This is a genomic window from Streptomyces sp. NPDC058375 (assembly GCF_042723425.1).
GTDB lineage: Bacteria > Actinomycetota > Actinomycetes > Streptomycetales > Streptomycetaceae > Streptomyces > Streptomyces durocortorensis.
Map to the genome: position 1 here is coordinate 1 of NZ_JBHXJG010000102.1, position 24,697 is coordinate 24,697.

General features: G+C 72.0%; 19 protein-coding genes, 1 pseudogene and 1 riboswitch. Of the genes and pseudogenes, 15 read left to right on the forward strand and 5 right to left on the reverse strand.

The annotated features are described in order from the left end of the window. The 5 genes and pseudogenes from ACFWM7_RS18280 to ACFWM7_RS18300 form a co-directional block, all read left to right on the forward strand. A pseudogene (locus ACFWM7_RS18280) lies at window positions 1–712 on the forward strand (serine/threonine protein kinase); the annotation flags it as partial. Window positions 713–843: 131 nt separating this feature from the next. Then, the gene (locus ACFWM7_RS18285; RefSeq protein WP_383261800.1) at window positions 844–2,493 is read left to right on the forward strand and encodes a serine/threonine-protein kinase; all 1,650 of its coding nucleotides are present in this window, start codon (window positions 844–846) and stop codon (window positions 2,491–2,493) included. Between the two features lie 173 nt (window positions 2,494–2,666). Continuing rightward, entirely contained in the window at window positions 2,667–4,283 is a 1,617-nt protein-coding gene (locus ACFWM7_RS18290) for a succinic semialdehyde dehydrogenase (protein ID WP_383261805.1), read from the forward strand. 48 nt (window positions 4,284–4,331) lie between these two features. After that, window positions 4,332–6,242 (forward strand): GMC oxidoreductase, encoded by a 1,911-nt coding sequence (locus ACFWM7_RS18295; RefSeq protein ID WP_383261810.1) that lies wholly within the window; start codon window positions 4,332–4,334, stop codon window positions 6,240–6,242. Window positions 6,243–6,343: 101 nt separating this feature from the next. Continuing rightward, window positions 6,344–8,092: a peptidase gene (locus tag ACFWM7_RS18300; protein ID WP_383261813.1), complete on the forward strand. Its 1,749-nt coding sequence runs from the start codon at window positions 6,344–6,346 to the stop codon at window positions 8,090–8,092. 360 nt (window positions 8,093–8,452) lie between these two features. Here the strand turns inward: ACFWM7_RS18300 and ACFWM7_RS18305 are convergent, their stop codons facing one another. Further along, window positions 8,453–8,755 carry a chorismate mutase gene (locus tag ACFWM7_RS18305; protein WP_098025327.1) on the reverse strand — a complete coding sequence of 101 codons (303 nt, stop codon included), beginning with the start codon at window positions 8,753–8,755 and terminating at the stop codon, window positions 8,453–8,455. 338 nt (window positions 8,756–9,093) lie between these two features. On the opposite strand from ACFWM7_RS18305, the gene guaA reads away from it, so the two are divergent. The 6 genes from guaA to ACFWM7_RS18335 all read left to right on the forward strand — a co-directional run bounded on the left by guaA (window position 9,094) and on the right by ACFWM7_RS18335 (window position 15,088). Further along, a complete protein-coding gene (gene guaA, locus ACFWM7_RS18310) occupies window positions 9,094–10,680 on the forward strand; it encodes a glutamine-hydrolyzing GMP synthase (RefSeq protein WP_383261821.1) in 1,587 nt (528 codons plus the stop codon). 125 nt (window positions 10,681–10,805) lie between these two features. Beyond that, window positions 10,806–11,405, forward strand: coding sequence for a Uma2 family endonuclease (locus ACFWM7_RS18315; protein ID WP_383261824.1), 600 nt, complete (start codon window positions 10,806–10,808; stop codon window positions 11,403–11,405). 45 nt (window positions 11,406–11,450) lie between these two features. Beyond that, window positions 11,451–12,221 carry an SAM-dependent methyltransferase gene (locus tag ACFWM7_RS18320; protein ID WP_383261831.1) on the forward strand — a complete coding sequence of 257 codons (771 nt, stop codon included), beginning with the start codon at window positions 11,451–11,453 and terminating at the stop codon, window positions 12,219–12,221. Between the two features lie 80 nt (window positions 12,222–12,301). After that, a complete protein-coding gene (locus tag ACFWM7_RS18325; protein WP_383261837.1) occupies window positions 12,302–13,090 on the forward strand; it encodes a class II aldolase/adducin family protein in 789 nt (262 codons plus the stop codon). A gap of 113 nt (window positions 13,091–13,203) precedes the next feature. Further along, window positions 13,204–14,472, forward strand: coding sequence for a hypothetical protein (locus tag ACFWM7_RS18330; protein WP_383261840.1), 1,269 nt, complete (start codon window positions 13,204–13,206; stop codon window positions 14,470–14,472). A 103-nt stretch (window positions 14,473–14,575) separates the two neighbouring features. Next, window positions 14,576–15,088: a DoxX family protein gene (locus ACFWM7_RS18335; protein WP_383261843.1), complete on the forward strand. Its 513-nt coding sequence runs from the start codon at window positions 14,576–14,578 to the stop codon at window positions 15,086–15,088. On the opposite strand, the gene ACFWM7_RS18340 is transcribed toward ACFWM7_RS18335, so the two are convergent. Together ACFWM7_RS18340 and ACFWM7_RS18345 are read right to left on the reverse strand one after the other, a co-directional pair. Then, the gene (locus ACFWM7_RS18340) at window positions 14,995–15,258 is read right to left on the reverse strand and encodes a hypothetical protein (RefSeq protein ID WP_383261850.1); all 264 of its coding nucleotides are present in this window, start codon (window positions 15,256–15,258) and stop codon (window positions 14,995–14,997) included. The genes ACFWM7_RS18335 and ACFWM7_RS18340 overlap by 94 nt on opposite strands. Beyond that, on the reverse strand, window positions 15,245–16,594 hold the full coding sequence (locus ACFWM7_RS18345) for a PspC domain-containing protein (protein WP_383261858.1): 1,350 nt from the start codon (window positions 16,592–16,594) through the stop codon (window positions 15,245–15,247). The genes ACFWM7_RS18340 and ACFWM7_RS18345 overlap by 14 nt, the downstream gene beginning before the upstream one ends. Before the next feature lie 307 nt (window positions 16,595–16,901). Here ACFWM7_RS18345 and ACFWM7_RS18350 point away from each other — a divergent pair, with 307 nt between their 5' ends. Further along, entirely contained in the window at window positions 16,902–18,188 is a 1,287-nt protein-coding gene (locus ACFWM7_RS18350; RefSeq protein ID WP_383261860.1) for a PspC domain-containing protein, read from the forward strand. After that, complete coding sequence (locus tag ACFWM7_RS18355) at window positions 18,185–18,880, forward strand: LuxR C-terminal-related transcriptional regulator (RefSeq protein WP_383261866.1); 696 nt, start codon at window positions 18,185–18,187, stop codon at window positions 18,878–18,880. Before ACFWM7_RS18350 ends, ACFWM7_RS18355 begins: the two co-directional genes overlap by 4 nt. Before the next feature lie 29 nt (window positions 18,881–18,909). Here the strand turns inward: ACFWM7_RS18355 and ACFWM7_RS18360 are convergent, their stop codons facing one another. Beyond that, the gene (locus ACFWM7_RS18360) at window positions 18,910–19,989 is read right to left on the reverse strand and encodes an NlpC/P60 family protein (RefSeq protein ID WP_383261871.1); all 1,080 of its coding nucleotides are present in this window, start codon (window positions 19,987–19,989) and stop codon (window positions 18,910–18,912) included. Between the two features lie 202 nt (window positions 19,990–20,191). On the opposite strand from ACFWM7_RS18360, the gene ACFWM7_RS18365 reads away from it, so the two are divergent. After that, a complete protein-coding gene (locus tag ACFWM7_RS18365; protein ID WP_383261875.1) occupies window positions 20,192–20,545 on the forward strand; it encodes a hypothetical protein in 354 nt (117 codons plus the stop codon). A 54-nt stretch (window positions 20,546–20,599) separates the two neighbouring features. Here the strand turns inward: ACFWM7_RS18365 and ACFWM7_RS18370 are convergent, their stop codons facing one another. After that, entirely contained in the window at window positions 20,600–21,793 is a 1,194-nt protein-coding gene (locus tag ACFWM7_RS18370) for an NlpC/P60 family protein (RefSeq protein WP_383261878.1), read from the reverse strand. A gap of 7 nt (window positions 21,794–21,800) precedes the next feature. Then, window positions 21,801–21,967, reverse strand: a riboswitch (cyclic di-AMP (ydaO/yuaA leader). Window positions 21,968–22,225: 258 nt separating this feature from the next. On the opposite strand from ACFWM7_RS18370, the gene pcrA reads away from it, so the two are divergent. Beyond that, window positions 22,226–24,664: a DNA helicase PcrA gene (gene pcrA / locus ACFWM7_RS18375; RefSeq protein WP_383261883.1), complete on the forward strand. Its 2,439-nt coding sequence runs from the start codon at window positions 22,226–22,228 to the stop codon at window positions 24,662–24,664. Window positions 24,665–24,697 lie beyond the last annotated feature (33 nt).

The window sequence follows — 24,697 nt, forward strand, 5'->3', positions numbered from 1 at the left end:
GGCCCCCGCCCTGGGGCCCCGGCCCCCCGCCCCCGCTCCCCCCCCGCGCCCGGGGCGCCGGGGTCCCGGGTGGCGCTGTTTTCGCTGCGTGGTCGTCGCCGCCGCCGTTCTCGGCGGCGCGGCCGGTCTGATCGCGATGAAGTACGGGGAGGGCTCGGACAACCCGGCCGGCGCGAGCGGCGGTACGGCCGCCGGCAGCACACCGTCCGCGCCCCGCACCACCCCGGAGCCCACCGCCCCCGCATCGGAGATACCCGACGGCTGGCACCGGGTCGACGACCCGGCAGGGTTCAGCCTCGTCGTGCCCGAGGGCTGGGAGCGTCAGGTGAACGAGGGCCAGATCGACTACACCCCCGACGACGGGGCCCACCGCATCCGCATCAGCGTCGACCCGGATCCGGACTTCGACCATCCGTATCTGCACATGGAGAACATGGAGGAGCAGCTCTCCACGCGGCTGCCGGGCTACCAGCGGATCGGGATGGAGAAGAACACCTTCCGCGACCGGCCGGGCGCTCTCTGGGAGTTCACCTGGAACGAGACCAAGGACCACGCGGGGCCCCGGCACGGGATCGACCAGATGTACTACGGCGGTCCCGGCGGCCCCGAGTACGCGCTGTATCTGACCGCCCCGCAGGAGGGCTGGGAGGCCAGCCGGGAGAAGTTCGACATCATGCTGCGCAGTTGGCGCGCCCCGCAGACGCAGCAGTGAGGGCGAGCGGTTCAACAGGCCCCAGGCGTAGCGACCCGATGCCCCGCCCGGGTCGCCGTAAGGTCACGGCTCCGTACCCGCTGACCTGCCCCGGTGGTGCCGAACCCGGCACGTGAACCAGGATGGGGCGCATGACAGATCACGGGGGACGGGCCGACGAGCCCACCAGCTACGGACTCCAGCCACCGCACGCTCCGGGCGGATTCGGGGTGCCGCATCCCGCGCCCCAGGCGCACATTCCCTCCCCGACCGTCCCGGCGAGCGCCCCGGACAGCGCGGCGAACCGGCTGATCGGCGGGCGCTACCGGCTGCTCGCCCGGCTCGGGCACGGCGGGATGGGCACGGTGTGGCGGGCCCACGACGAGGCCGTCGACCGCGAGGTGGCCGTCAAGGAGCCGCGCGTACCGGACCACCTCGGCGAGCGTGAACACCACAACGTGCACCAGCGCATGCAGCGCGAGGCGCGGGCCGCCGCCCGGATCGGCCACCCCTCGGTCGTCACTGTTCACGACGTGGTCTTCGAGGACGGCAGGCCGTGGATCGTGATGGAGCTGGTGCGCGGCCAGTCGCTCGGCGACCGTCTCCAGGAGGGCACCCTTGACCCGCGCGAGGCGGCCCGGATCGGTATCGCGGTGCTGGACGCCCTGACGGCCGCCCACGCGAAGGACGTTCTGCACCGGGACGTCAAGCCGGACAACATCCTGCTCGGCACCGGCGACCGGGTCGTCCTGACCGACTTCGGCATCGCCTACGTCGAGGGCGAGCAGCGGCTCACCGAGACCGGCGCGTTCGTCGGCTCGCCGGAATACATCTCACCGGAGCGGGTCCTCGGGCGGCAACCCGGACCGGCGTCGGACCTGTGGTCGCTGGGCGTCGTGCTGTACGCGGCGGTCGAGGGGATGTCCCCGTTCCGCCGTTCGCACACCCCGGCCACCCTCCAGGCCGTGCTGGAAACCGAACCGCAGGTGCTCTCCCAGCAGAGGTCGGGAGGGCTGGGCCCGCTCGTGATGCAGTTGCTCCGCAAGGACCCGGCCCAGCGCCCGCCGGCCGCCGAGGTCCGCCGAGTCCTCCAGCAGATCGCCGCCCCACCGCCGCCCCCGGCGCCGGTCACCTCGGACATCACCAGGCAGAACGTCAGCGGCCCCGGCTGGAGAAGGTGGCTGCTGCCGCCGGCCTTCCACGGCAACCGCCCCGCCCAGCTCGCCGTCGGCGGCGGCGTGCTGGTGGTGGTGCTGGCGCTCGTCCTCACCCTGGTCAACCCGTTCCAGGGCGACGAACCGCCCGAAGGATGGCTGGTCCGGACCGAGACGGAAGTGCTGTCGGCGGACGTGGCGGTGCCCAGCGACTACAAGCGGACCGAGGGGGACGACGCCGACATGGTCACCTACGCGGACCCGAGCGGCGTCTTCGAGATCACCTTCTGGCACCGGGTGACCGAGGCAGGCGACGAGAGCCCGGGCGCCGACGCCAAGGCGCGCAAGGCCGACTACGAGAAGGGAGGGGAGAACACGACGAGCATGGAGGATGCCGTCGTGAAGGACCACGCCCTCACGTACCAGGGGCGTGCGGCGACCGAGATGGACACCGAGTTCACCCCCTACGGCGCGACCGAGGACGATCCGATCCGCTACCGCTTCCGGGAGCTGCTGATCCCCCGCGAGAAGAAGACCGACCCCTACTGGCACGTCCGGGTAGAGATGCCGGCGGACGGACAGGCGAAGAAGGACGGGACAGCGATCTTCGACGAGGTGAAGGCACACTTCAAGATTCGCGGTTCCTGAGCCCCCGAGCCCGACCGCCGCCACGCGGCCCGCTGCATAGCCACTGATCAGCGGTTATGTCGCCAGTGATCACTGGCTCGGTCAAGGCGGCGGTCCCGGGCCCTTGGCGGGTCCTGTGAAAAACTGTTACCGACGGGTACCCAAAGGCTCCGGCTGGACATACTCTCGGCCCCATGACGGACTCGCAGGCCCCTGACGCCCCTCTCGGTACGAACCCCGTGGCGGTCGCCCCCGCCGGGGTGCGCACGGCCGCCGACGTGGTCACCCCCGAGGTGATCGCCCAGCTGACCCGCGGGGTCGTCGGGTCGGGCCGAACGGCCAACCACACCCCCTTCACCGGGGAGAAGCTGGCCGACCTGCCCGAGTCCACCCCCGAGGACGTGGCCACCGCCTTCGACCGGGCCCGCGCCGCCCAGCCCGTCTGGGCCGCCGTCCCCGTACGGCAGCGGGCCGCCGTCCTGCTGCGCTTCCACGACCTCGTCCTCAGCCGCCAGTCCGAGGTCCTCGACCTCATCCAGCTGGAGACCGGCAAGGCCCGTCTGCACGCCCACGAGGAGGTGCAGGCCGTTGCCGTCGCCGCCCGCCACTACGGGCGCAAGGCGGCCTCCTACCTCAAGCCCCGCCGCCACACCGGCGTCGTCCCGACCCTCACCAAGGTCACCGAACTGCGCCAGCCGCGCGGCGTCGTCGGCCAGATCGCCCCCTGGAACTACCCGCTGGAGCTGTCCGTGGGCGACGCGCTGCCCGCGTTCGTCTCCGGCAACGCCGTCGTCATGAAGCCGGACACGGAGACCGCGCTCACCGCGCTCTGGGCCCGTGACCTCCTCATCGAGGCCGGACTTCCCGCCGAGGTCTTCCAGGTCGTGCTGGGCGAGGGGCCCGTCGTCGGCCCCGAGGTGGTCAGCCGCGCCGATTACGTCTCCTTCACCGGCTCCACCCGCACCGGCCGCGAGGTCGCCGTCGGCGCGGCCTCCCGGCTGGTCGGCGTCTCCCTGGAGCTCGGCGGCAAGAACGCGATGCTCGTCCTCAAGGACGCCGACGTGGAGAAGGCCGCGGCGGGAGCCGTCCGCGCCTGCTTCTCCTCCGCCGGACAGCTCTGCATCTCCATCGAGCGGCTGTACGTCCACGAGTCGATCGCCGACGACTTCGTGCAGCGGTTCGCCACCCGGACGAAGGCCATGCGGCTCGGCAACTCCCTCGCGTACGGGGCCGACATGGGCTCCCTCGTCGGCGAACGCCAGCTGGAGACGGTCACCCAGCACGTCGCCGAGGCCGTCGAGAAGGGCGCGACCCTCGTCGCCGGCGGCGTCGCCCGCCCCGACATCGGCCCGCTGTTCTACGAGCCCACCATCCTCGACGGCGTGGAGGCCCCGATGGCCGTCTGCACCGAGGAGACCTTCGGTCCGGTCGTCGCGATCTACCGTTTCAGCGACGAGGACGAGGTGATCGCGCAGGCCAACGCCACCCCGTACGGCCTCAACTCCAGCGTCTGGACCACCGACTCCAGGCGCGGCCACGAGGTCGCCGCCCGGCTGCGCACCGGCACCGTCAACATCAACGAGGGGTACGCCCCCGCCTACGGCAGCGTCCAGTCCCCGATGGGCGGCATGAAGGAGTCCGGCCTCGGCCGGCGGCACGGCTCCGAGGGCATCCTCAAGTACACCGAGGCCCAGACCGTCGCCCAGCAGCGGCTGATCCCGCTCGCGCCCGCCTTCGGGATGGACGACGAGAAGTACGCCGCGTTCATGACGGGGAGCCTCAAGGCGATGAAGGCATTCCGGCTGCGCTGAGGCCTCGCAGCCCGCCCCTTTCGTACCGATTCCGTTCCGAGGAGTGCCATGTCCCAGGACAGCCCTGCCCAGAAACAGGCCGTGAGCCAGGATCCGGCGATCCCTGTCCCGGCGATCCCTGTCCCGGCCGAGGACGACGCCGCGTACGACTACGACGTCCTGGTCGTCGGATCGGGCTTCGGGGGCGCGGTGTCGGCGCTCCGGCTCAGCGAGAAGGGCTACCGCGTCGGCGTCCTGGAGGCGGGCCGCCGCTTCACCCCCGGCACGCTCCCCAAGACCTCCTGGGACCTGAAGAACTACCTCTGGGCCCCCGCCCTCGGTCTCTTCGGCCTCCAGCGCATCCACCTTCTCGGCAACGTCATGGTGCTCGCCGGGGCCGGGGTCGGCGGCGGGTCGCTCAACTACGCCAACACGCTGTACGTGCCGCCCGCCCCGTTCTTCGAGGACCGCCAGTGGGCCTCGATCACCGACTGGCAGGACGAGCTGAAGCCGTACTACGACCAGGCCCGCCGGATGCTCGGGGTCCGCCTCAACCCGACCATGACCCCCTCCGACATCCACCTGAAGGCCGTCGCCGAGACCATGGGCGTCGGCGACACCTTCCACATGACCCCGGTCGGCGTCTTCTTCGGCGACGGCAAGGACGCCGACGGCACCGCGAGGGCCAAGGCCGGCGGCACCGTCCCCGACCCGTACTTCGGCGGCGCGGGCCCCGACCGCAAGGCCTGCACCGAGTGCGGCGAGTGCATGACGGGCTGCCGCCACGGCGCGAAGAACACCCTCAACGAGAACTACCTCCACCTCGCCGAGCGGGCCGGAGCGGTCATCCACCCGATGACCTCCGTCGTCGCCGTCACCGACGACCCCGAGGGCGGCTACCGGGTCCTCACCGTCCCCACCGACCGCCGCCGCAAGGCCAGGCCGACGAAGCTGCGCGCCCGCAAGGTCGTCATCGCCGCCGGAACGTACGGCACCCAGACCCTGCTGCACACCATGAAGGACCGGGGTCTGCTGCCCCGGCTCTCCGCGAGGCTCGGTGAGCTGACCCGTACCAACTCCGAGGGCCTTGTGGGCGCCCAGACCAGCGACCGCCGCTACCGCAAGAAGCACGGCACCGCCAAGGCCGACTTCACCCGGGGCGTCGCGATCACCTCGTCGATCCACCCCGACGACAACACCCACATCGAGCCCGTCCGCTACGGCAAGGGCTCCAACGCCATGGGGGCGCTGACGGTCCTCCAGGTCCCCTACGGCGCCCACCGGGTGCGCGGCTGGATCACCAACATGGTCAAGCACCCCACTCTCGCCGCCCGTTCGCTCTCCAACCGCCGCTGGTCCGAGCGCACCATCATCGGACTGGTCATGCAGTCGCTGGACAACTCCCTCACCACGTACCGCAAACCGGGCGGCATCGGGAAGGGCCTGCTCACCGCCCGCCAGGGCCACGGCGCCCCCAACCCGACGCAGATCCCGGAGGCGACCCTCGGCGCCGGCCTGCTCGCCGAGGAGATCAACGGCTTCGCCGGGTCCAACGTCGGCGAGCTGATGGGCACTCCGCTCACCGCCCACTTCCTGGGCGGCTGCCCGATCGGCGCGAGCGCGGAGGAGGGCGTCATCGACGCGTACCACCGCCTCTACGGTCACCCCGGCATCAGCGTCGTCGACGGCTCCGCGGTCTCCGCCAACCTCGGCGTCAACCCCTCCCTGACCATCACCGCCCAGGCCGAGCGCGCGATGTCGCTGTGGCCCAACAAGGGCGAGGCGGACCCGCGCCCGGAGCAGGACGCGGCCTACGAGCGGCTCACCCCGGTCGAACCGCTCGCGCCCGCCGTGCCGAAGGACGCGTTCGGCGCGCTGAGGCTGCCGTTCCTGGGGATCCCCGTGGTGCCGCCGAAGGGGACGGCGGAGGCCGGGGCGGATGTGAAGGGCGTCGGGAACACCCCCGTACCCAATCCGTGATCTTGGGGAGGGCAACTGTTCGGGGAGCTGTGCGGTCCAACCCGTACCGCGACAACTGTCACAGCAGTCACACAGCTCCTGCCGAGTCCCAGAGGTCACCGATGACACGTCCCACCCCGAGAACCGTGCTGCACCGCGCAGTCGGCTCGTTCGCCGCCGCAGGCCTGCTCGCCGCGGCCTCGCTCGCCGGGGCGGCCGCCCCGGCACAGGCCGCGGACACGCCGGTGTTCACGTTCGGCGGCCCGGCCGAGACGGCCCTGCACCCGTACCCGGCGAGCGGCAAGCCGAAGTCCTCCACGGTCGGGATCACCCTCAACAACCCGTCCGAGGACGAGGAGAACGGCGGCTTCGGCGGCGACTTCACCCTCACCTTCGACCTCAGCGGCGTCGCGGGCGTCGCCGACGTGAAGTTCGACGGCGAGGCCAACCCGGACTGCAAGGTCACCGGTACGAAGGCCGTCTGCGAGGACTGGGGCATCTGGCCCGGCCTCCAGGGCGCGGCCGACCTCGTCGTCACCGCCGCCGACGGCAGCGAGAACGGCGACACCGGCACGATCAAGGTGACCGGCCAGGCGGACGGCGCCACCTTCACGCCGTTCACCACCCGGCTCACGGTCGGCGGCCCCGACCTCGTGATGGAGCGACTGCCGCTCAAGACGGAGCTGACCCCGGGGGAGAAGCAGCAGGCCCCGATCACCTTCGCCAACCGCGGCACCCGGGACGCCGACGGCGTCCTGCTCACCCTGCGGTACTCACGCGGCCTGGACATCCCGCAGCGCTACTCCAACTGCGAGTACACCGTGGACGACCCGGGCCGGCCGGACTTCGGTTCGACCACCGCGCTCTGCTCCGTCGAAGGAGCCTTCGAGGCGGGCGCGACGTACACGCTGGCGACTCCGCTGACGCTGGAGGCCACCGAGCGCGCCTACTACGACACCTTCCTCTACCGCATCCAGGAGGACAGCGCCGCCCAGCGCACCGCCCAGCGTGCGGGCGCCCCCTTCGAGCGGGGCACCGGCGGCGTGCTGAAGGCCGTCCCGGTGAAGCAGGGCGCCGCGGCCCGGAGCGCCGACCTCGACCCCTACGACAACCAGCAGGAGGCCGACTTCCGCACGGAGAACACGGCCGACTTCGTGGCGTACGGCGACCAGGTGGCCGGGTCCGAGGGCTCCTTCGTCACGGCCGACCTCGGCTTCCGCAACGAGGGCCCGGCGTGGATCGGCCACATCCGCTCCGGCGAGGACGTCGCCACCGTCGACTTCACCGTCCCCCAGGGCGCCTCGGTCGCGACGAAGCCGGAGAGCTGCCGCGCGGTCACGGCCGACGGTCAGTACCGCGAGAACCAGAACACCCCCGCCCCGCGCTACTTCTGCAACACCTCGATGACCGTGCGGGACGGTGGCGGCCTCGACCTGCGCTTCGAGCTGCGGATCGACAAGGCCATGGTCGGCGCGAGCGGCGCGGTGAGCGTACGCAACACCTTCCTGAAGAACCCGAAGCTGCCGTTCGACCCGAAGCCCGCCAACAACACGGCCTACCTGATCCTGAACGGTGAGGGCGACGGCTCCGACTCCGGCGGTGCGACGGAGGGCGGCGACGGCGGCTCCGGCGAGCCGTCCACCCCGCCGACCTCGGCCCCGGACCCGGAGGAGAGCCCGTCCGGCACCTCCGGCTCCTCTGCGTCCACCACGTCCGGAGGCTCCTCGGCGGGCACGGCCGGGGGCTCCGGCGGCGGACTCGCCTCGACGGGATCGGTCGCCCTGATCGCCTCGGGCACGGCGGCCGCGGCGCTGGCGGCGGGCCTGGTGCTGTTCACGGCGGCACGGCGACGGGCCGCGCGCCACAGCTGAGACGCCGGGAGCGGAGGGCGGCGGAGGAGGGAGCGGGCCTCCGCCCGGATGGGTTCCGATGCGGCCGACCCGGGCGTCCCCGGGATCGGCCGCATATGGGGTGACCGGGCTGCTGTCCCCTGCGGACCGGTCACATACGCCGGGTCGTGGTCCCACGACGCACCTGCAGTACGTCACACTCCCCGGCGGAGCCACGCGTGGTTTCCTACCGATGCCGCCCCTGGTTGGCACGGACACCGGGACCAACGAAGGCACCGCGCCCCTGGTCACGCGCCGTACGGGTGAGACGGACCCCGAACGCAGATACGGCCCGTCTCCGGCAAGCGGAGAACCGTTCCCTCGAAGGGTCTTCCGGGGGCCTCACACCCGCCCGCGGCACAGCTCCAGGAGCGTCATCGCCAGCGCGGTGCCCGGCTTGCCCAGCGCGTCCCTGTAGTGGCCGAGCACGGCGGTCTCGCGGGAAAGGTTGACCCGGCGGCCGCCGGAGGTGATCCGGGCCTGCTGGATCACCGCCGATACGGCCATCCGTTCCTGGACGAGACCGATGATCCGGTCGTCGAGGGCGTCGATGCGCTCGCGGGCGCCGCCGATCAGGGCGGCGGCCTCGTCGGTGTGGGCGCCGGTGGCGGTGGTCGTGTCCGTGGCGGTGGTGGTGCTGCTCATGGTGGTGACTCCCGGTGGGTCGGTGGGCGAGGGCCCCCGGGGCTACGGACCCGGACACGCGAGACGCCCCGGGCCTGATGGCCCGGGGCGCCTGGAACGTTGCTTGTCAGTAGCTCAAGCAGCACGACCATGGCAGCCGGCGGGCCGGATGCCATAGGTAAAGACGAAGATCGTGTGCTGACGCATGGGCACAGTATGGCCCCGCTCCCACCGCCCCGACAAAACGCCGCCCGGATCCTGAGACGCGGAGCCCCGCGGCCGGCCCGGCGGAGGGTCCGCGCACGACCGGTAGAATTGGGAGAACCGACCCCCTTCACCACCGCCGGAAGGCCGCTCCCGTGCCATCAGCACCCCCCGCCGCCCCCGACGCCACGGCCGACGTGGTCCTCGTCGTCGACTTCGGCGCGCAGTACGCCCAGCTCATCGCCCGCCGTGTCCGTGAGGCCCGGGTCTACAGCGAGATCGTCCCGTCCACCATGCCGGTGGCGGAGATGCTGGCCAAGAACCCGCGCGCGATCATCCTGTCCGGCGGTCCTTCGTCGGTGTACGCGGAGGGCGCGCCGTTCCTGGACCGCTCGCTGTTCGAGGCCGGGGTGCCGGTCTTCGGCATGTGCTACGGCTTCCAGCTGATGGCGACGACGCTCGGCGGCACGGTCGACGACAACGGGGCCCGTGAGTACGGCCGCACCCCCCTGCACGTCTCCAAGGCGGGCTCGACGCTCTTCGAGGGCACGCCCACCGAGCAGCCGGTGTGGATGTCGCACGGCGACGCCTGCTCGGCCGCCCCCGAGGGCTTCACCGTCACCGCCTCCACGGACGTGGTCCCGGTCGCCGCCTTCGAGAACGACGAGAAGAAGCTGTACGGCGTCCAGTACCACCCGGAGGTCATGCACTCCACCCACGGCCAGCAGGTCCTGGAGCACTTCCTCTACCGCGGCGCGGGCATCGAGCCGAACTGGACCACCACCAACGTGGTCGAGGAGCAGGTCGCCCTCATCCGCGAGCAGGTCGGCGACAAGCGCGCCATCTGCGGCCTCTCCGGCGGCGTCGACTCCGCCGTCGCGGCGGCCCTGGTACAGAAGGCCGTCGGCTCCCAGCTCACCTGCGTCTACGTCGACCACGGCCTGATGCGCAAGGGCGAGACCGAGCAGGTCGAGAAGGACTTCGTCGCCGCGACCGGCGCGAAGCTGAAGGTGGTCGACGCGGAGAAGCGCTTCCTCGACGCCCTCGCCGGGGTCTCCGACCCCGAGGAGAAGCGGAAGATCATCGGCCGCGAGTTCATCCGCGTCTTCGAGCAGGCCCAGCTGGAGATCCTCCAGGAAGAGGGCCCCGAGGTCGCCTTCCTCGTCCAGGGCACGCTCTACCCGGACGTGGTCGAGTCCGGCGGCGGCACCGGCACCGCCAACATCAAGTCCCACCACAACGTCGGCGGTCTCCCCGACGACATCGAGTTCCAGCTCGTCGAGCCGCTGCGCCAGCTGTTCAAGGACGAGGTCCGCATGGTCGGCCAGGAGCTGGGCCTCCCCGAGGAGATCGTCCAGCGCCAGCCGTTCCCCGGCCCCGGCCTCGGCATCCGCATCGTCGGCGAGGTCACCAAGCACCGCCTGGACCTGCTCCGCGAGGCCGACGCCATCGCCCGCGAGGAGCTGACGAAGGCCGGACTGGACCGCGACATCTGGCAGTGCCCGGTGGTCCTCCTCGCCGACGTCCGCTCGGTCGGCGTCCAGGGCGACGGCCGCACCTACGGCCACCCGATCGTGCTGCGCCCGGTCTCCTCCGAGGACGCGATGACGGCCGACTGGTCGCGCCTGCCGTACGACACGCTGGCGAAGATCTCCACCCGCATCACCAACGAGGTCGCCGACGTCAACCGCGTCGTCCTCGACGTGACGAGCAAGCCGCCGGGGACCATCGAGTGGGAGTGACCTCCCCCGCTCCCTGAGAGCCCTCGACAGCCCTCAGGTCAATGCCGATGCCGTCGCTCATTCGTTTGGGCGGCGGCATCGGCGTTCGTGCCGAGGAAGTGGAGCGGGCTCTCACAATCGCCTTCATGGAGACGATTGACGACCTGTGCATGACCGGCCGCTACCCGGTTCCCCCTCCCCGCGGGTGGGTCGCGGAGGATCTCGACAGGCTTTCGGGGCTGCCTCGGCATACAGAGCTGATCGACGGGGTGCTGGTCTTCAGAAGCCCGCAGCAGCAATTCCACGCCCGCGCCCTGAGGCTGCTGGAGAGGGCACTGCTCCGTCAGGCCCCGGACGATCTGGATGTCCTCCGCGAGTTCGGCATGATTTTGGACCGCCGCAACCGGACCGAGCCGGATGTGCTGGTGATCCCGTTCGACGCTGAACCCCGCCCCGATGAGACGTCCCTGAGCGCCGAGAACGTCATCCTCGCTGTAGAAGTCGTTGCCCTCGACTCCGAGGCCCGAGACCGGGAGACGAAGCCCAGGAAGTACGCCGCCGCCGGAGTGCGGCACTTCTGGCGCGTGGAGGCGGATGACGAAGGGGTGCCGATCGTGTACGTCTACGAACTCGACCCCGCCCTGGAGGTGTACGTGCCCACCGGCATCCACCGTGACAAGCTCACCCTCACCGTCCCGTTCCCGCTGGACATCGACCTCACCGCGATCAACCGCCGCCGCCCGTAAGAATCCACTGGCACGGCCCTCCGGACCGTGCCAGGCTCCTCCACCATGTCCGCCGAAGAAGTCCGCGCCGTCATCTCCGCCCCGGGGAACGAGCGCCTCACCTGGAACACCCCGCTCTCCGAGGAGCACGCGGCCCGGCTGATCGCCGCCTGCGACCCCGCCCCCCGAGCGCGGATCGTCGATCTCGGATCCGGCTGGGGCGAACTGCTGATGCGGCTCGTCGAGGCCGCGCCCGGCTCCACCGGGGACGGCGTCGAGACCGACCCGGCCGCCGTGGTGCGCGGGCGGAAGCTCGCCGATGAGCGGGGGCTCGCGGACCGGGTGCTGTTCCACGAGGTGCCCGCCGCCGAGTGGACGGATGACGGCTACGACCTCGCCGTCTCCATCGGCTCCTCGCACGCCTGGCCGGGTGCCACCGCCCGGGAGTCGACCCGAACCGCCCTCACCGCCCTCGCCGCCGCCGTACGCCCCGGCGGACGGGTGCTGTTCGGCGAAGGGATCTGGCAGCGGGAACCCACCCCCGCCGCGCTGGCGGGCATCGGCGCCGAGCCCGGGGACTTCGGCACGCTGCTGGAGCTGATCCGGCTGGCCGAGTCCGTCGGGCTGCGCGCCCTCCAGGTCACCTGCGCCGACGAGCGCGAATGGGACCTCTTCGAGTCCGAGGGCCCGATCGGGCGGGGGCAGCGCTGGGCCCTGGCGAACCCCGGCCATCCTCTGCACGCCGAGGTGACGGCCGAGGTCGACGCCCGCCGCACCGGCTACTACGGCGGCTACCGCTCCTCCTTCACCCTTGCCTATCTGGTGCTCAGCGCCTGACCCGGTCCCACCCCTTCTCACCGTCCCCACCCGGCGGTAACTTCCGGTCCTGTACGCCCCTGAGAACGTGAGGAGCCGCCATGTCCGAGCAGATCGCCGTGTCCGCCCCCGCCCCGATCCCCGTCGAACAGCTCCAGTTCGCGATGCCGCCCGTGCACGCCTCGCCGGCCGAGGAACGCACGTACCGCAGGGAGCGGCTGGCGGGCGCGCTGCGGCTGTTCGGGCAGCTCGGGTACGAGGACGGGGTCTCCGGGCATATCAGCGCCCGCGACCCCGAGCTGGCGGACTGCTTCTGGGTCAACCCGTTCGGCGCGCCCTTCGCCGACATCACCCCGCAGGACCTGATCCTCGTCAACGGCGACGGCCAGGTCGTCCAGGGCCGCTTCCACGTCAACCAGGCCGCGTTCGCCGTGCACGCGGCGGTGCACCGGGCCCGCCCGGACACCGTGGCCGTCGCGCACACCCACTCCGTGCACGGGCGGGCGCTCGCCGCGCTCGGGGAGCCGATCGAGCCGATCACCCAGGAATCCTGCGCCTTCTACGAGGACCACGCGGTCCACGACGCGTACACGGGCGTCGTCGTGGACGAGGATGAAGGGCGGCGGATCGCCGACACCCTCGGGCCGCACAAGGCGGTGATCCTGCGCAACCACGGGCTGCTGACCGTCGGGGACTCCGTGGACGCGGCCGCCTGGTGGTTCCTGACCCTGGAGCGCGCCTGCCAGGTGCAGTTGCTGGCGCGGGCCGCCGGGAAGCCCGTGCTCATCTCGCACCGGGACGCCCTCACCACCCGCGATCACCTCGGCAGCGACCTGGTGGCCTGGATCAACTACCAGCCCCTGTGGCAGCGGATCAGTCGAACGTTCTGACGACACCCGCCCCCGGCCCGCCCCGATGCGCGGGCCGGCCGCCCCGTACGGCACAATTCGCTGATATCGCAAGTGAGTTGGCTGTACCGGGGCGGGAAAGGGCGTAATCCTCCGTGGCGTTGGACGAAACCAGGACGAGCGGCACGCACGGCGGCGGCTGTACCTGCGGCGACTGCCCGCACGGAGCGCGTCGCGGGCACCGGCACGCGGTCGCCGCCTTCCTCGCCAAGCGCGACCAACTCGCCGCCGGCAACGGGCTGCCCGCCGGGGTCGCCCAGTCCGCCTCCGCCTCCCGGCAGTGGGTCTCCGACGAGCTGACCGGGTCCGCCCGCACCGTCGCCGAACGGGCCCGGGAGGCCGGTGACGCCTGGCTGCACCAGGTCTGGCGATCCACGCTGTACGTCGTCTGGGGCGCGGTCGGAGCGCTCCTCGTCGGGACCTGCGTCACCGCGATCGGCGCCGGCTGGTCCACCGCCCGCACCGCCGGACTGCTCGCCGCCCTCGTCACGGCCGGGCTGCTCACCGCCGCCGCCCGCTTCCACCGCGCCCGGGGCGGCCTCCTCGCCCCGCTGATCGGTGAGGACAACCGGCTCTCCACCTCCCGTACGGTCGCCGCCTCCTGGATGCTGCTCGCCGTCTTCGCCGTCCTCGTCCTCGCGCTGCAACTGGCCGGGGCCTCCGACCCGGACGAGCGGGACGCGCTGATCGAGGGGCTCGACCTCGTGCGCTCCGCCGGGGTCGTGGCCGTGCTGGCGCTGGTGTGCGCGGTCGCCGTCGTCGTGCGCCGCGTCGTGACCGTACGGGTGCTGGGCCGGCGGCTCCAGAAGCTGCGCGCGGACCGGCCGCGCGCCGCCGACCTGCTCACCGACGACTCCGGGCGCGGGTCGTTCACCGATGTGCAGTACGTGCTGGTCAGCGCCGTCGCCGTGCTGTTCGCCGCGGTCCGCCTGGCCCGCCGCCCCGAGCAGTTGCCCGACCTGCCGTGGGGGCTCGCGCTGCTGGTGGCCGTCTCGGCGGCGACCTACTTCGCCGGGAAGTACGCGGAGGGCGGCAAGCCCGTCGTGCTGTCCGTCGTACGGGCCCGGGAGGCCGGGGACCTGGACGCCCCGATCCGGACCGGCGACGACATCGAGATCCGGGGCGCGGGCTTCGTACCGCCCGGCGCGGGCGCCCCCGACCGGCTGGCCCGGCTCGTCGTACGGATCGGCACCGTCCATGTCCACGTCCCCCTGATCCCGGTCGCCGGCGGCTTCGCCAACCCCACCGACACCGTCCTCACCGTGCCCGTCCCGGTCGAGGTCGAGCCGGGGACCGTGGACGTCCAGGTCGTCACCGCCGCCGGGGTGGAGACCGATCGCTGCCCCATCGACGTCACGGACTGATCCCGCTCACTTCCACCGATCTGCTCCGCAACCCTGGTGAGCGGCGCGCCGAGGGCGTACGTATGGTCCAAGTGACGGGACATCGGGAAGTGGGGCAGCGGTGATGAACGGTTTCGGCGACCGGGGTTCGTACGGGCTGGGCGAGCGAAGGACGTTGAGGGAGCAGGCGGGCACGTACGCCCTGCTGCCGCTGCGGATCTTCCTCGGCGTCACCTTCGTCTACGCGGGCCTCGACAAGCTCACCGACAGCGCGTTCCTGTCCGCGAACGGCGCGGGGTCCATCGGCGAGATGATGCGCGGGGTGCGCGACTCCTCCGCGATCCCCGCCCTCGTCGACCTGGCCCTGAAGAGCCCGGAGGGCTTCGGTTACGCCATCGCGATCGGCGAACTCCTCGTCGGTCTCGGCACCCTCGTCGGCCTCTGGGCCCGGCTCGCGGCGCTCGGCGGCGCGCTGATCTCGCTGAGCCTCTGGCTGACCGTGAGCTGGCAGGCCACCCCGTACTACTACGGCAACGACCTGCCCTATCTGATGGCGTGGCTGCCGCTGGTGCTCGCGGGGGCCCCGCTGTTCTCCGCCGACGCCTTCCTCGCCTCGCGCCGCCGCCGCACCATGTAGGCGGCCCAGGTCACCGTCGCGGCCAGCCACAGGCCGCCGAGGAACAACGGCAGGAAGAACGTCCACGGGACCTCCCAGGCCCCGGCCGCGTCGGCCGCGTACCCGCCGGCCAGGGCCAGCATCACCAGGCCCGCCACCGCGCGGCCGGGCCGGAATTCATGACGCAGCACGGGTGACCTCCACCTGTCCGATGCCCACTTCCAGTACCAGTTCGATCGTGCCGGCGGGCTGCACGCCCTTCGGCGGCGGCAGCGTCCGCTCGGTCGACTCGTCGTTGTTGACCCGGACCTGGACCCGCTGCCCCTCCTCCAGGCGGATCTCCCCGAGGTCCGCCTCGGCGCGCACCTTCACCGTCACGTTCTCCGGGACGACGACGGCGGCCCGCCCCGCCGCCACATCGAGCCCCGTGCGCACGGTCTCGCCCTTCGGCACCTTCAGACCGGACAGGTCCAGCCGGGCGTCGCCCGTACTCAGCTCGTAGTGCGGCTGGACGGCGGCCATCGAGGCGGGCCGCCACTCCTGACGGGCCCACGAGGTGTCGATGTCCTTCGGCAGCACCGCCGCACCCGCCAGCAGGCCCGCCGTGACCATCGCCATGAAGACCGTGCCGAAGCCGGTCCGCCCCAGCACCGAGGCGATCAGCAGGCCGAGCCCGAAGACGGCGAGCGCGGCGGCCAGACCGATCTGGAGGGCGGTGCCCAGCGGCTGGTGCTCCCAGCTCAGCCCGGTACCGAGGCCGCCCGCCGCCAGCGCCGTCAGGAAGACCGGGCCGCCGATGGAACGCGGACCGCGCGGCACGCGCGAGGGCTGCGGTGTCCGGAACGGCGCGTCCGGGCTGGGCCGTCCGGCCTTCACCCGGGCGCGCGCCGCGTCGACGTCCGTGCCCGGCGGACCCCACAGATAGCCGGGGCCGACCGGCCCCGTGGTGCCGTCCTTGACGATCGGATCCCGCCACCACGACGGACTGCCCGGGGTCGGCGGGGCCTTCACCTCCGGCGGCGGTGTGCCGAGCCCGCCGGAGTGCGCGGGGCCGGGCGGGGGCGCGGGTGCGCCGGGCGGGACCGCCGGGTCCTCCGGGGCCGCCGTCCGCCGGGACTGCGTCCACACGGAGAAGCCGACGACGGCGAGCGTCAGCAGCGCGGCGAACGCCAGCATGCTCCGGTTGTGCAGCATCGACAGGAACAGCCCGCAGCCGATCAGCGCCAGCAGCAGCGCCACCAGCGACGCCCCGTCGACCCGCCCCGACAGCAGCTTGCGCGCCTCGTTCTCGTCGTCGCCGTCCGCGGGCAGCAGCAGCCAGGCGAAGCCGTAGAAGATCAGCCCGATGCCCCCGGTCGCCGACAGCACACCGAGCACGATCCGGAAGATCACCGGATCCACGTCGCAGTACCGGCCGAGCCCGCCGCACACCCCGGCGACGACCTTCTGCCGCGGGGTGCGCCGCAGCGTCGGCTTCGGCGCTTCGGGGGGCGCGACGCCGGGAGCGGCGTCCGAGGGAGCGGTCATGCCTCCATGGTGACGGGCCGGACCGCCCGCCGGGGCCCGCACCGACCCTGGACGGTCCCTGATATTGCCGGAACCGACCCCGGAAGGGCCGACCCCGGAAGGGCCGGGCGCGCGGGTCGGGCCGTACGGGAGCTGGCGGAGCCGGGTCGCGCGGGCCGGGCCGTACGGGAGCCGGGGGAGCCCGTCGCGCGAGCCGGGCCGTACGGAAGGGGGGCCAACACCAGCCCGTGCGCGGGGGACAGCCTCAGGGTCACTTCGGGGGCCGGCCCTGATGCCGCCCCGCGCCCGCGCGTGTGACGATCGGGGTATGCCAGCCGCCACCGCCCGAGCCGCCAGCTCCCTCGCCGCCGACCCGGAGGAGCCGCCGCTGCGCAAGCTCTACCGCAGCGCCGACGGCCGACTGCTCGGCGGGGTCGCGCGCGGGCTCGCCGGGCACCTCGGGCTGCCGGTGGCCTGGGTGCGGTTCCTCTTCCTCGGGCTGTTCTTCACCGACGGCCTCGGCGCGGTGCTCTACGCGGTGTTCTGGATCGTCGTCCCGCTCGGCGTCGGCGGCGTCGACGCCCCGCGCTCGGTGTTCGAGACCTCGGCGGACGGCCGCCGCAAGCTCCGTAAACCGGACAAGGGCCAGGTCTTCGCGCTGGTCGCCCTGACCATCGGGGCCGTCGCGTTCGTCGTCAACGTCGACATGGGCAGCGAGGCCGACCGCTACATCTGGCCCACCCTCCTCATCGGGGCGGGCTCCGTCCTGGTCTGGCGGCAGGCGGACAACGCGCGCCGCGCCCGCTGGATGGAGACCGGCCGCAACCGCAAGCTGCTGCACCTGGCCCGCGGCCTCGCCGGAGTGGCCCTGGTCGGCCTCGGCCTCGCCGTGTTCCTGGTGGTGCGCGGCTCGGCCGCCCAGCTCGGCAACGTCCTCACCGCCGCCATCGCCGTCCTCACCGGCATCGCCCTGCTCGCCGGCCCCTATCTGGTGCGGATGACCCAGGACCTCTCCGAGGAGCGACTGATGCGCATCCGCGCCCAGGAGCGGGCCGAGGTCGCCGCCCACGTCCACGACTCCGTGCTGCACACCCTCACCCTGATCCAGCGCAACGCCGACGACGGCGGCGAGGTCAGACGCCTCGCCCGCGCCCAGGAACGCGAGCTGCGCAACTGGCTCTACAACCCCGAGGGCACCGGCAAGGACGAGGACGACGAACCGGAGACCCTGGCCGAGGCGGTGAAGCGGGCCGCCGCCGAGGTCGAGGACAAGCACGGCGTCCCCCTGGAGGTCGTCGTGGTCGGCGACTGCCCGCTCGACGACAAGCTGTCCGCGCAGATGCAGGCCGCGCGCGAGGCGATGGTGAACGCCGCCAAGTACGGTGGCGAGGGCGGGGCGGTGCAGGTCTTCGCTGAGGTCGAGGGCCGTACGGTCTTCGTGTCCGTACGGGACCGGGGTCCGGGTTTCGACCTGGACGAGGTTCCCGGGGACCGCATGGGCGTACGAGAATCAATCATCGGCCGGATGCAGCGCAACGGCGGGACCGCCCGGCTGCGTTCGGTGCCCGGCGGGGGCACCGAGGTCGAGCTGGAGATGGAGAGGGCGAGCGAATGACCGAGAACACCGAAGCCACCGGGGGCCCGGAGCGACGGGTACGGGTCGTGCTCGTCGACGACCACCGGATGTTCCGCACCGGGGTGCAGGCCGAGATCGGCCGCACCGAGGAGACCGGCGTCGAGGTCGTCGGCGAGGCCGCCGACGTCGACCAGGCGGTCACCGTCATCACCGCGACCCGCCCCGAGGTCGTCCTCCTCGACGTCCACCTCCCGGGCGGCGGCGGCGTCGAGGTGCTGCGCCGCTGCGCCCCCATGATGGGCACGGCGGAGAACCAGGTCCGCTTCCTCGCGCTGTCCGTCTCGGACGCCGCGGAGGACGTCATCGGCGTGATCCGGGGCGGCGCGCGGGGCTACGTCACCAAGACGATCACCGGCACCGACCTGGTCGACTCCATCTTCCGGGTCCAGGAGGGCGACGCGGTCTTCTCGCCCCGCCTGGCCGGCTTCGTCCTGGACGCCTTCGCCTCCACGGACGCTCCGCCGGTCGACGAGGACCTGGACCGCCTCACCCAGCGCGAGCGCGAGGTGCTGCGGCTGATCGCGCGCGGCTACGCGTACAAGGAGATCGCCAAGCAGCTGTTCATCTCGGTGAAGACGGTCGAGTCGCACGTCTCGGCGGTGCTGCGGAAGCTCCAGCTCTCCAACCGGCACGAGCTGACGCGCTGGGCGACGGCGCGACGGCTGGTCTGAGGCCTGCTCACCGGCCCTGAAGCCCGTCGCTACGCCACCCGGGTCGCACCCGCGAAAGGCATCTGGTCGATCGGCGCGATGCGCACCGGCGCTCCCGGGCGCGGGGCGTGGATCATCTGGCCGCCGCCGATGTAGAGGCCGACATGACTGATCCCGGAGTAGAAGAACACCAGGTCGCCAGGGGCCAGTTGGGAGCGGGGGATGCGCTGTCCGGCGTTGATCTGGGTGTAGGTGGTGCGCGGCAGGCTCACGCCCGCCGCCTTCCAGGCCGCCTGGGTGAGGCCGGAGCAGTCGAAGGCGTTCGGGCCGGTGGCGCCCCAGACGTATGGCTTGCCGATCGCGCCGTGGGCGAAGGCGATGGCCTGCCCGGCGCGGGAGTTGGGCGCCGATACCGGGCCGCTGCGGGCCGTGGAGCGGTCGGCGTGGGCCGGGCCGCCGCCGTGCCGGGCGTCGGCGGTGCGCTCGAAGTCGGCGCGCTCGGCGGCGGTCAGGGTGTCCAGCAGCTTCCGGGCGTCGGCCAGCTTGGTGCGGATCGCGGTGCGGTGCTCGTGCAGTTCGGCGCGGCGGGCGGCGAGGCGTTCGGTCTCCCGGTCGGCGCGGGCCTTGACGCCGGTGATCTGGGAGACCTGCCGCTTGATGTTCCGCAGCAGGCCGCTCTGCCGGTCGCCCGCCCGGTCGAGGTAGGAGGCGCGTTCCAGATAGGCGTCGGGGTCGGAGGAGAGCGCCAGTTGCAGGGCCGGGTCGAGGGTGCCGGAACGGTACTGCGCGGTGGCCAGCGAACCGAGCGCGTGCCGGGCGGTGTTGAGGCGGTCGGTGCGGCGGGCGGCCTCGTCGGTCAGGGCGTCGACGGTGCGGGTGGCGGCTTCCGCCTTCTCCTTCGCCCCGTTGTACTTCTCGGTGGCGACCTCGGCGTCGTGGTAGAGCCGGTCGACCTTCGCCTTGACCTGGGCTGTGGTGGGGGCCGGTTCGGCGGGGGCCGCGCCCGCCCCGGTGACCGAGCCGGCGGTGGCGGCCCCGGCGAGCGCCAGGGTGGCGGCGGTGCGGGCAGCAGGGCCGGTGAGCGGGCGCTGCTTGGGTTTTCGGTGGGCTGACCTGCGGTGCGCTGCCACGGGGGCGGCATCCTTCCTGTCGGCTGCCCGCCGGGGGTGGCGGCGGGTCCGGGATGGACGCTAATCCCGGCGCGGAGAAAAGAGGCGCCATGACAGCTATTGCCCTGATGTGACGTTTCGCCGGTCACGGATGATCAAAGCGATCGAGGAAGGCTTGCCTCACTGAAAGGTAAAACCTTGGCCATGGCTAGGCTCCCGAGCCATGGACGTACTCATCAATGTTGTCGTCGCCCTGCACATCATCGGCATCGCCTCTCTGCTGGGCGGCTTCCTGACGCAGATGAAGGCCGTGGGGGAGGGCACCGCCCGCTTCGGTCCGGCCATGCTCCACGGGGCCCTGACCATGCTCGTCACCGGCATCGCCCTCGTCGGCCTCAACCAGGCCGACGACCAGACCGTGAACAACGTCAAGATCGGCATCAAGCTGGCGCTGCTGGTCGTGATCCTCGCCCTCGTCTACGTCAAGCGCGACGAGGAGAAGGTCGACAAGGGCGCCTTCATGGCGGTCGGCGGGCTGACGGTCGTCAACATCTTCATCGCCACCGTCTGGACCTGAGTCCGGACCTGAACCTTTCGGGGGCGGCCGGTCACCGGCCGCCCCCGCCCTGTGTCACGCCGGGCGCACGCTCCCGTAGATCGGCATGTAGTAGATCGACTCCTCGCGCACGTTCGCACCCGGCTTCGGGGCGTGGATCATCATCCCGTCGCCCTTGTAGATGCCGACGTGGCTGATGTCGTCGTAGAAGAAGACCAGGTCCCCGGGCTGGAGGTCGGACGTGGCGACCCGGGTGCCGACCTCGACCTGGTCCCAGGTCGTCCGGGGCAGGGTCACGCCCGCCTCGCGCCAGGCCGCCTGCGTCAGCCCCGAGCAGTCGTACGAGGATGGGCCCGACGCGCCCCACACGTACGGCTTCCCGATCTGGGCGCGGGCGAAGGCCAGCACCTTCTCCGCCTTGGCGGCGTAACTGCTGCCCGCGCCGGAGCCGGAGCCGGAGCCGGAGCCCGTGCCCGTACCGGCGCCCGATCCGGATCCCGAACCGCCGCCGGACTCCTTCGCGGTCTCCTCGCGGGCCTTCTCCTCGGCCTCGGCCTTCTCCTTCGCCTCGGCGGCCTGGCGGGCGGCCAGCTTCGCCGCCTTCTCCTTCGCCTCGGCCTCCTTCTTGCGCTCCAGCTCCGCCAGCCGCGCCTTCTCCTCGGCGGTCAGCCGGGACAGCAGGCCCCGGGCCTCGGTGAGCTTGGCCTGCACGTCCTTCTTGCTGGAGGCGAGCGTGGCCTGCGTCTCGGTGAGGGTCTCCAGGCTCTTCACCGCCTCCGCGCGCTTCTTCGCCGCCGACGCCTGCTGCGCACGGAACTCGCTCACGGCCTTCTGCTGCCGCTCCGTCGCCCGGTCCATCAGCCGGCTCTGGTCGAAGTACCCCTGCGGGTCCTCCGCCAGGAAGAACGTCGCCATGGGCGCGACGCCCCCGTCGCGGTACTGGGCCGCCGCGTAGGAGCCCAGTGCCCGGCGCGCCTCGTTGATCTTCTCCGTCCGCTTCGCCACGTCCGAGAGCAGCGTGTCGACCTTCTTCTGCTGGGAGGCGGAGGCGGACTTGGCCCGGTTGTACTCCTGGGTCGCGGTGCCCGCCTGCCGGTACAGGGCGTCGACCTTTTTCTGTACGTCCTCGATGGCGGGCTTCGGCTCCGCGGGCGCGGCCGTGGCGCTCTGCGTGGAGAGCAGCGTCACGGAGGCCAGCGCGGCCGTCGTCAGCCCGACGGCAGGGGTGGTGGTGCGCACCTTCGTGCGCGGCTTGCGATGCGATGCCAAGACCGGCATCTCCTTCCGTGGACCGCCTACCGGGTTAGCTGTCGGGTTCGGACGGAACGGAAGGCTGTCCTACGGTCCGGATGCGAGGGCACGGACCGATTCACCCCGGTTCTGCGTGTGGGTCCCCGGTTCCGAACGGCCAGGACGGCAGGACGGATTCGGCGGAGGTGTCCGTCAGGCGCGGTTCGCCTCAGGGAGGTACGGATCACCTGACCGAGCACGCTAGCCAACCCGGCCCACCGCTGGGAAGGACGATGAGCGATATGCCCGATACATTTTCGTGACCTTTCCGGATCGGGCCGCCCGCACCCCCTCCGACCGGGCACTCCTTCACGGAACGTGGACGTCCGCTCTCCGTGCGTACGGGTGAGAACCGCCCCTTCCGGCCTTCGGCCGAACGTTGTCAGTGCGGCCGCCTAGACTCGGGAGGCGATGAGCAGCCTCTTTGACGACAACTTCCTGACCGGCCTCCAGCCCGCGGAGGACGGCCCCCCGCCGCCCCCCGAGGGCCACGCGCCCGAAGCGGTGCCGGAGGGACTCTTCGAGGGCGTCTACGACGCGCCCCCGCCGCCCCGGGACGGGTACTACCGCGACGGTCACCCGCGCCCGGCGATCGACTCCGCCGCGCTGCTCGACGGGCTCAACACCGAGCAGCGCGCCGCCGTCGTGCACGCCGGATCCCCGCTGCTCATCGTTGCCGGGGCCGGCTCCGGCAAGACCCGGGTGCTCACCCACCGCATCGCCCACCTGCTGGCCGAGCGCGGTACGCACCCCGGGCAGATCCTCGCGATCACCTTCACCAACAAGGCCGCCGGTGAGATGAAGGAGCGCGTCGAGCAGCTCGTGGGCCCGCGTGCCAACGCCATGTGGGTCATGACCTTCCACAGCGCGTGCGTCCGCATCCTGCGCCGCGAGTCGAAGAAGCTCGGCTTCACCTCGTCGTTCTCGATCTACGACGCCGCCGACTCCAAGCGTCTGATGGCCCTGGTCTGCCGCGATCTGGACCTGGACCCCAAGCGCTATCCGCCGAAGTCCTTCACCGCCAAGGTCTCCAACCTCAAGAACGAGCTCATCGACGAGGAGACCTTCGCGGGGCAGGCAGCGGATGGTTTCGAGAAGACCCTCGCCCAGGCGTACGCGCTCTACCAGGCCCGCCTCCGCGAGGCCAACGCCCTGGACTTCGACGACATCATCATGACGACGGTCCACCTCCTCCAGGCCTTCCCGGACGTCGCCGAGCACTACCGCCGCCGCTTCCGCCACGTCCTCGTCGACGAGTACCAGGACACCAACCACGCCCAGTACACGCTGGTCCGTGAGCTGGTCGGCCCCGCCGGGGAGAACGACGCCCCCGCCGAGCTGTGCGTGGTCGGTGACGCGGACCAGTCGATCTACGCCTTCCGGGGCGCGACCATCCGCAACATCCTCCAGTTCGAGGAGGACTACCCGAGCGCGACGACGATCCTGCTGGAGCAGAACTACCGCTCCACGCAGACGATCCTCACCGCCGCCAACGCCGTCATCGAGCGCAACGAGAGCCGCCGCCCGAAGAACCTCTGGACCAACGCCGGCTCCGGCGCCCGCATCACCGGCTATGTCGCCGACACCGAGCACGACGAGGCGCAGTTCGTCGCCGACGAGATCGACCGGCTCACCGACGCGGGCGACGCCAAGGCGGGCGACGTCGCCGTCTTCTACCGCACCAACGCCCAGTCCCGTGTCTTCGAAGAGATCTTCATCCGCGTCGGCCTGCCCTACAAGGTCGTCGGCGGCGTGCGCTTCTACGAGCGCAAGGAGGTCCGGGACGTCCTGGCCTACCTCCGGGTCCTCGCCAATCCCGAGGACACCGTCCCGCTCCGCCGCATCCTCAACGTCCCCAAGCGCGGCATCGGCGACCGCGCCGAAGCCATGATCGACGCCCTGTCGATGCGCGAGAAGATCTCCTTCCCGCAGGCGCTGCGCCGCGTCGACGAGGCGTACGGCATGGCCGCCCGCTCGTCCAACGCCGTCAAGCGCTTCAACACGCTGATGGAGGAGCTGCGCACGATCGTCGAGTCCGGCGCCGGACCCGCCGTCGTGCTGGAAGCCGTCCTGGAGCGTACGGGTTATCTCGCCGAGCTCCAGGCATCCACCGACCCGCAGGACGAGACCCGGATCGAGAACCTCCAGGAACTCGCCGCCGTCGCCCTCGAATTCGAGCAGGAGCGCGGCGACGAGGAGGGCGCGGGCACGCTCGCGGAGTTCCTGGAGAAGGTCGCGCTCGTCGCGGACTCCGACCAGATCCCCGACGAGGACGAGGACGGCTCCGGCGTCATCACGCTGATGACCCTGCACACGGCGAAGGGGCTGGAGTTCCCCGTCGTCTTCCTCACCGGACTGGAGGACGGCGTCTTCCCGCACATGCGGGCCCTCGGCCAGACCAAGGAGCTGGAGGAGGAGCGCCGCCTCGCGTACGTCGGCATCACTCGCGCCCGCGAACGGCTCTACCTCACCCGCGCGGCGATGCGCAGCGCCTGGGGCCAGCCCTCGTACAACCCGCCCTCGCGTTTCCTGGAGGAGATCCCGGAAGCGCACCTGGACTGGAAGCGCAAGGGCCCGATGGCCGCGCCCGCCGGGCCCACCTCCGGCATCACGTCCTCGCTGTCCTCCTCCCGCTCCCGCACCGGCCCCTCGGGCTTCGCGACCCGGCGCGGCGCGGAGAAGCCGACCGTCTCGCTGGCGGTCGGGGACCGGGTCACCCACGACCAGTTCGGTCTGGGCACGGTGACGGCCGTCGAGGGCGCCGGCGACCAGGCCAAGGCCACGGTCGACTTCGGCGACGAACGCCCGAAGAAGCTGCTCCTGCGGTACGCGCCGGTCGAGAAGCTGTAGGACGAGCGAGGGGGGAGGGCTTCGGCCCTCCCC

What these genes read in the sequence shown, in the direction of transcription:
- ACFWM7_RS18315 (WP_383261824.1), top strand. Translation starts at nt 10,806, where the DNA reads ATGGAGACGATTGACGACCTGTGCATGACCGGCCGCTACCCGGTTCCC.
- ACFWM7_RS18325 (WP_383261837.1), top strand. Translation starts at nt 12,302, where the DNA reads ATGTCCGAGCAGATCGCCGTGTCCGCCCCCGCCCCGATCCCCGTCGAA.
- pcrA (WP_383261883.1), top strand. Translation starts at nt 22,226, where the DNA reads ATGAGCAGCCTCTTTGACGACAACTTCCTGACCGGCCTCCAGCCCGCG.
- ACFWM7_RS18365 (WP_383261875.1), top strand. Translation starts at nt 20,192, where the DNA reads ATGGACGTACTCATCAATGTTGTCGTCGCCCTGCACATCATCGGCATC.
- ACFWM7_RS18355 (WP_383261866.1), top strand. Translation starts at nt 18,185, where the DNA reads ATGACCGAGAACACCGAAGCCACCGGGGGCCCGGAGCGACGGGTACGG.
- ACFWM7_RS18335 (WP_383261843.1), top strand. Translation starts at nt 14,576, where the DNA reads ATGAACGGTTTCGGCGACCGGGGTTCGTACGGGCTGGGCGAGCGAAGG.
- ACFWM7_RS18345 (WP_383261858.1), bottom strand. Translation starts at nt 16,594, where the DNA reads ATGACCGCTCCCTCGGACGCCGCTCCCGGCGTCGCGCCCCCCGAAGCG.
- ACFWM7_RS18285 (WP_383261800.1), top strand. Translation starts at nt 844, where the DNA reads ATGACAGATCACGGGGGACGGGCCGACGAGCCCACCAGCTACGGACTC.
- ACFWM7_RS18290 (WP_383261805.1), top strand. Translation starts at nt 2,667, where the DNA reads ATGACGGACTCGCAGGCCCCTGACGCCCCTCTCGGTACGAACCCCGTG.
- ACFWM7_RS18350 (WP_383261860.1), top strand. Translation starts at nt 16,902, where the DNA reads ATGCCAGCCGCCACCGCCCGAGCCGCCAGCTCCCTCGCCGCCGACCCG.
- ACFWM7_RS18305 (WP_098025327.1), bottom strand. Translation starts at nt 8,755, where the DNA reads ATGAGCAGCACCACCACCGCCACGGACACGACCACCGCCACCGGCGCC.
- ACFWM7_RS18295 (WP_383261810.1), top strand. Translation starts at nt 4,332, where the DNA reads ATGTCCCAGGACAGCCCTGCCCAGAAACAGGCCGTGAGCCAGGATCCG.
- ACFWM7_RS18300 (WP_383261813.1), top strand. Translation starts at nt 6,344, where the DNA reads ATGACACGTCCCACCCCGAGAACCGTGCTGCACCGCGCAGTCGGCTCG.
- ACFWM7_RS18320 (WP_383261831.1), top strand. Translation starts at nt 11,451, where the DNA reads ATGTCCGCCGAAGAAGTCCGCGCCGTCATCTCCGCCCCGGGGAACGAG.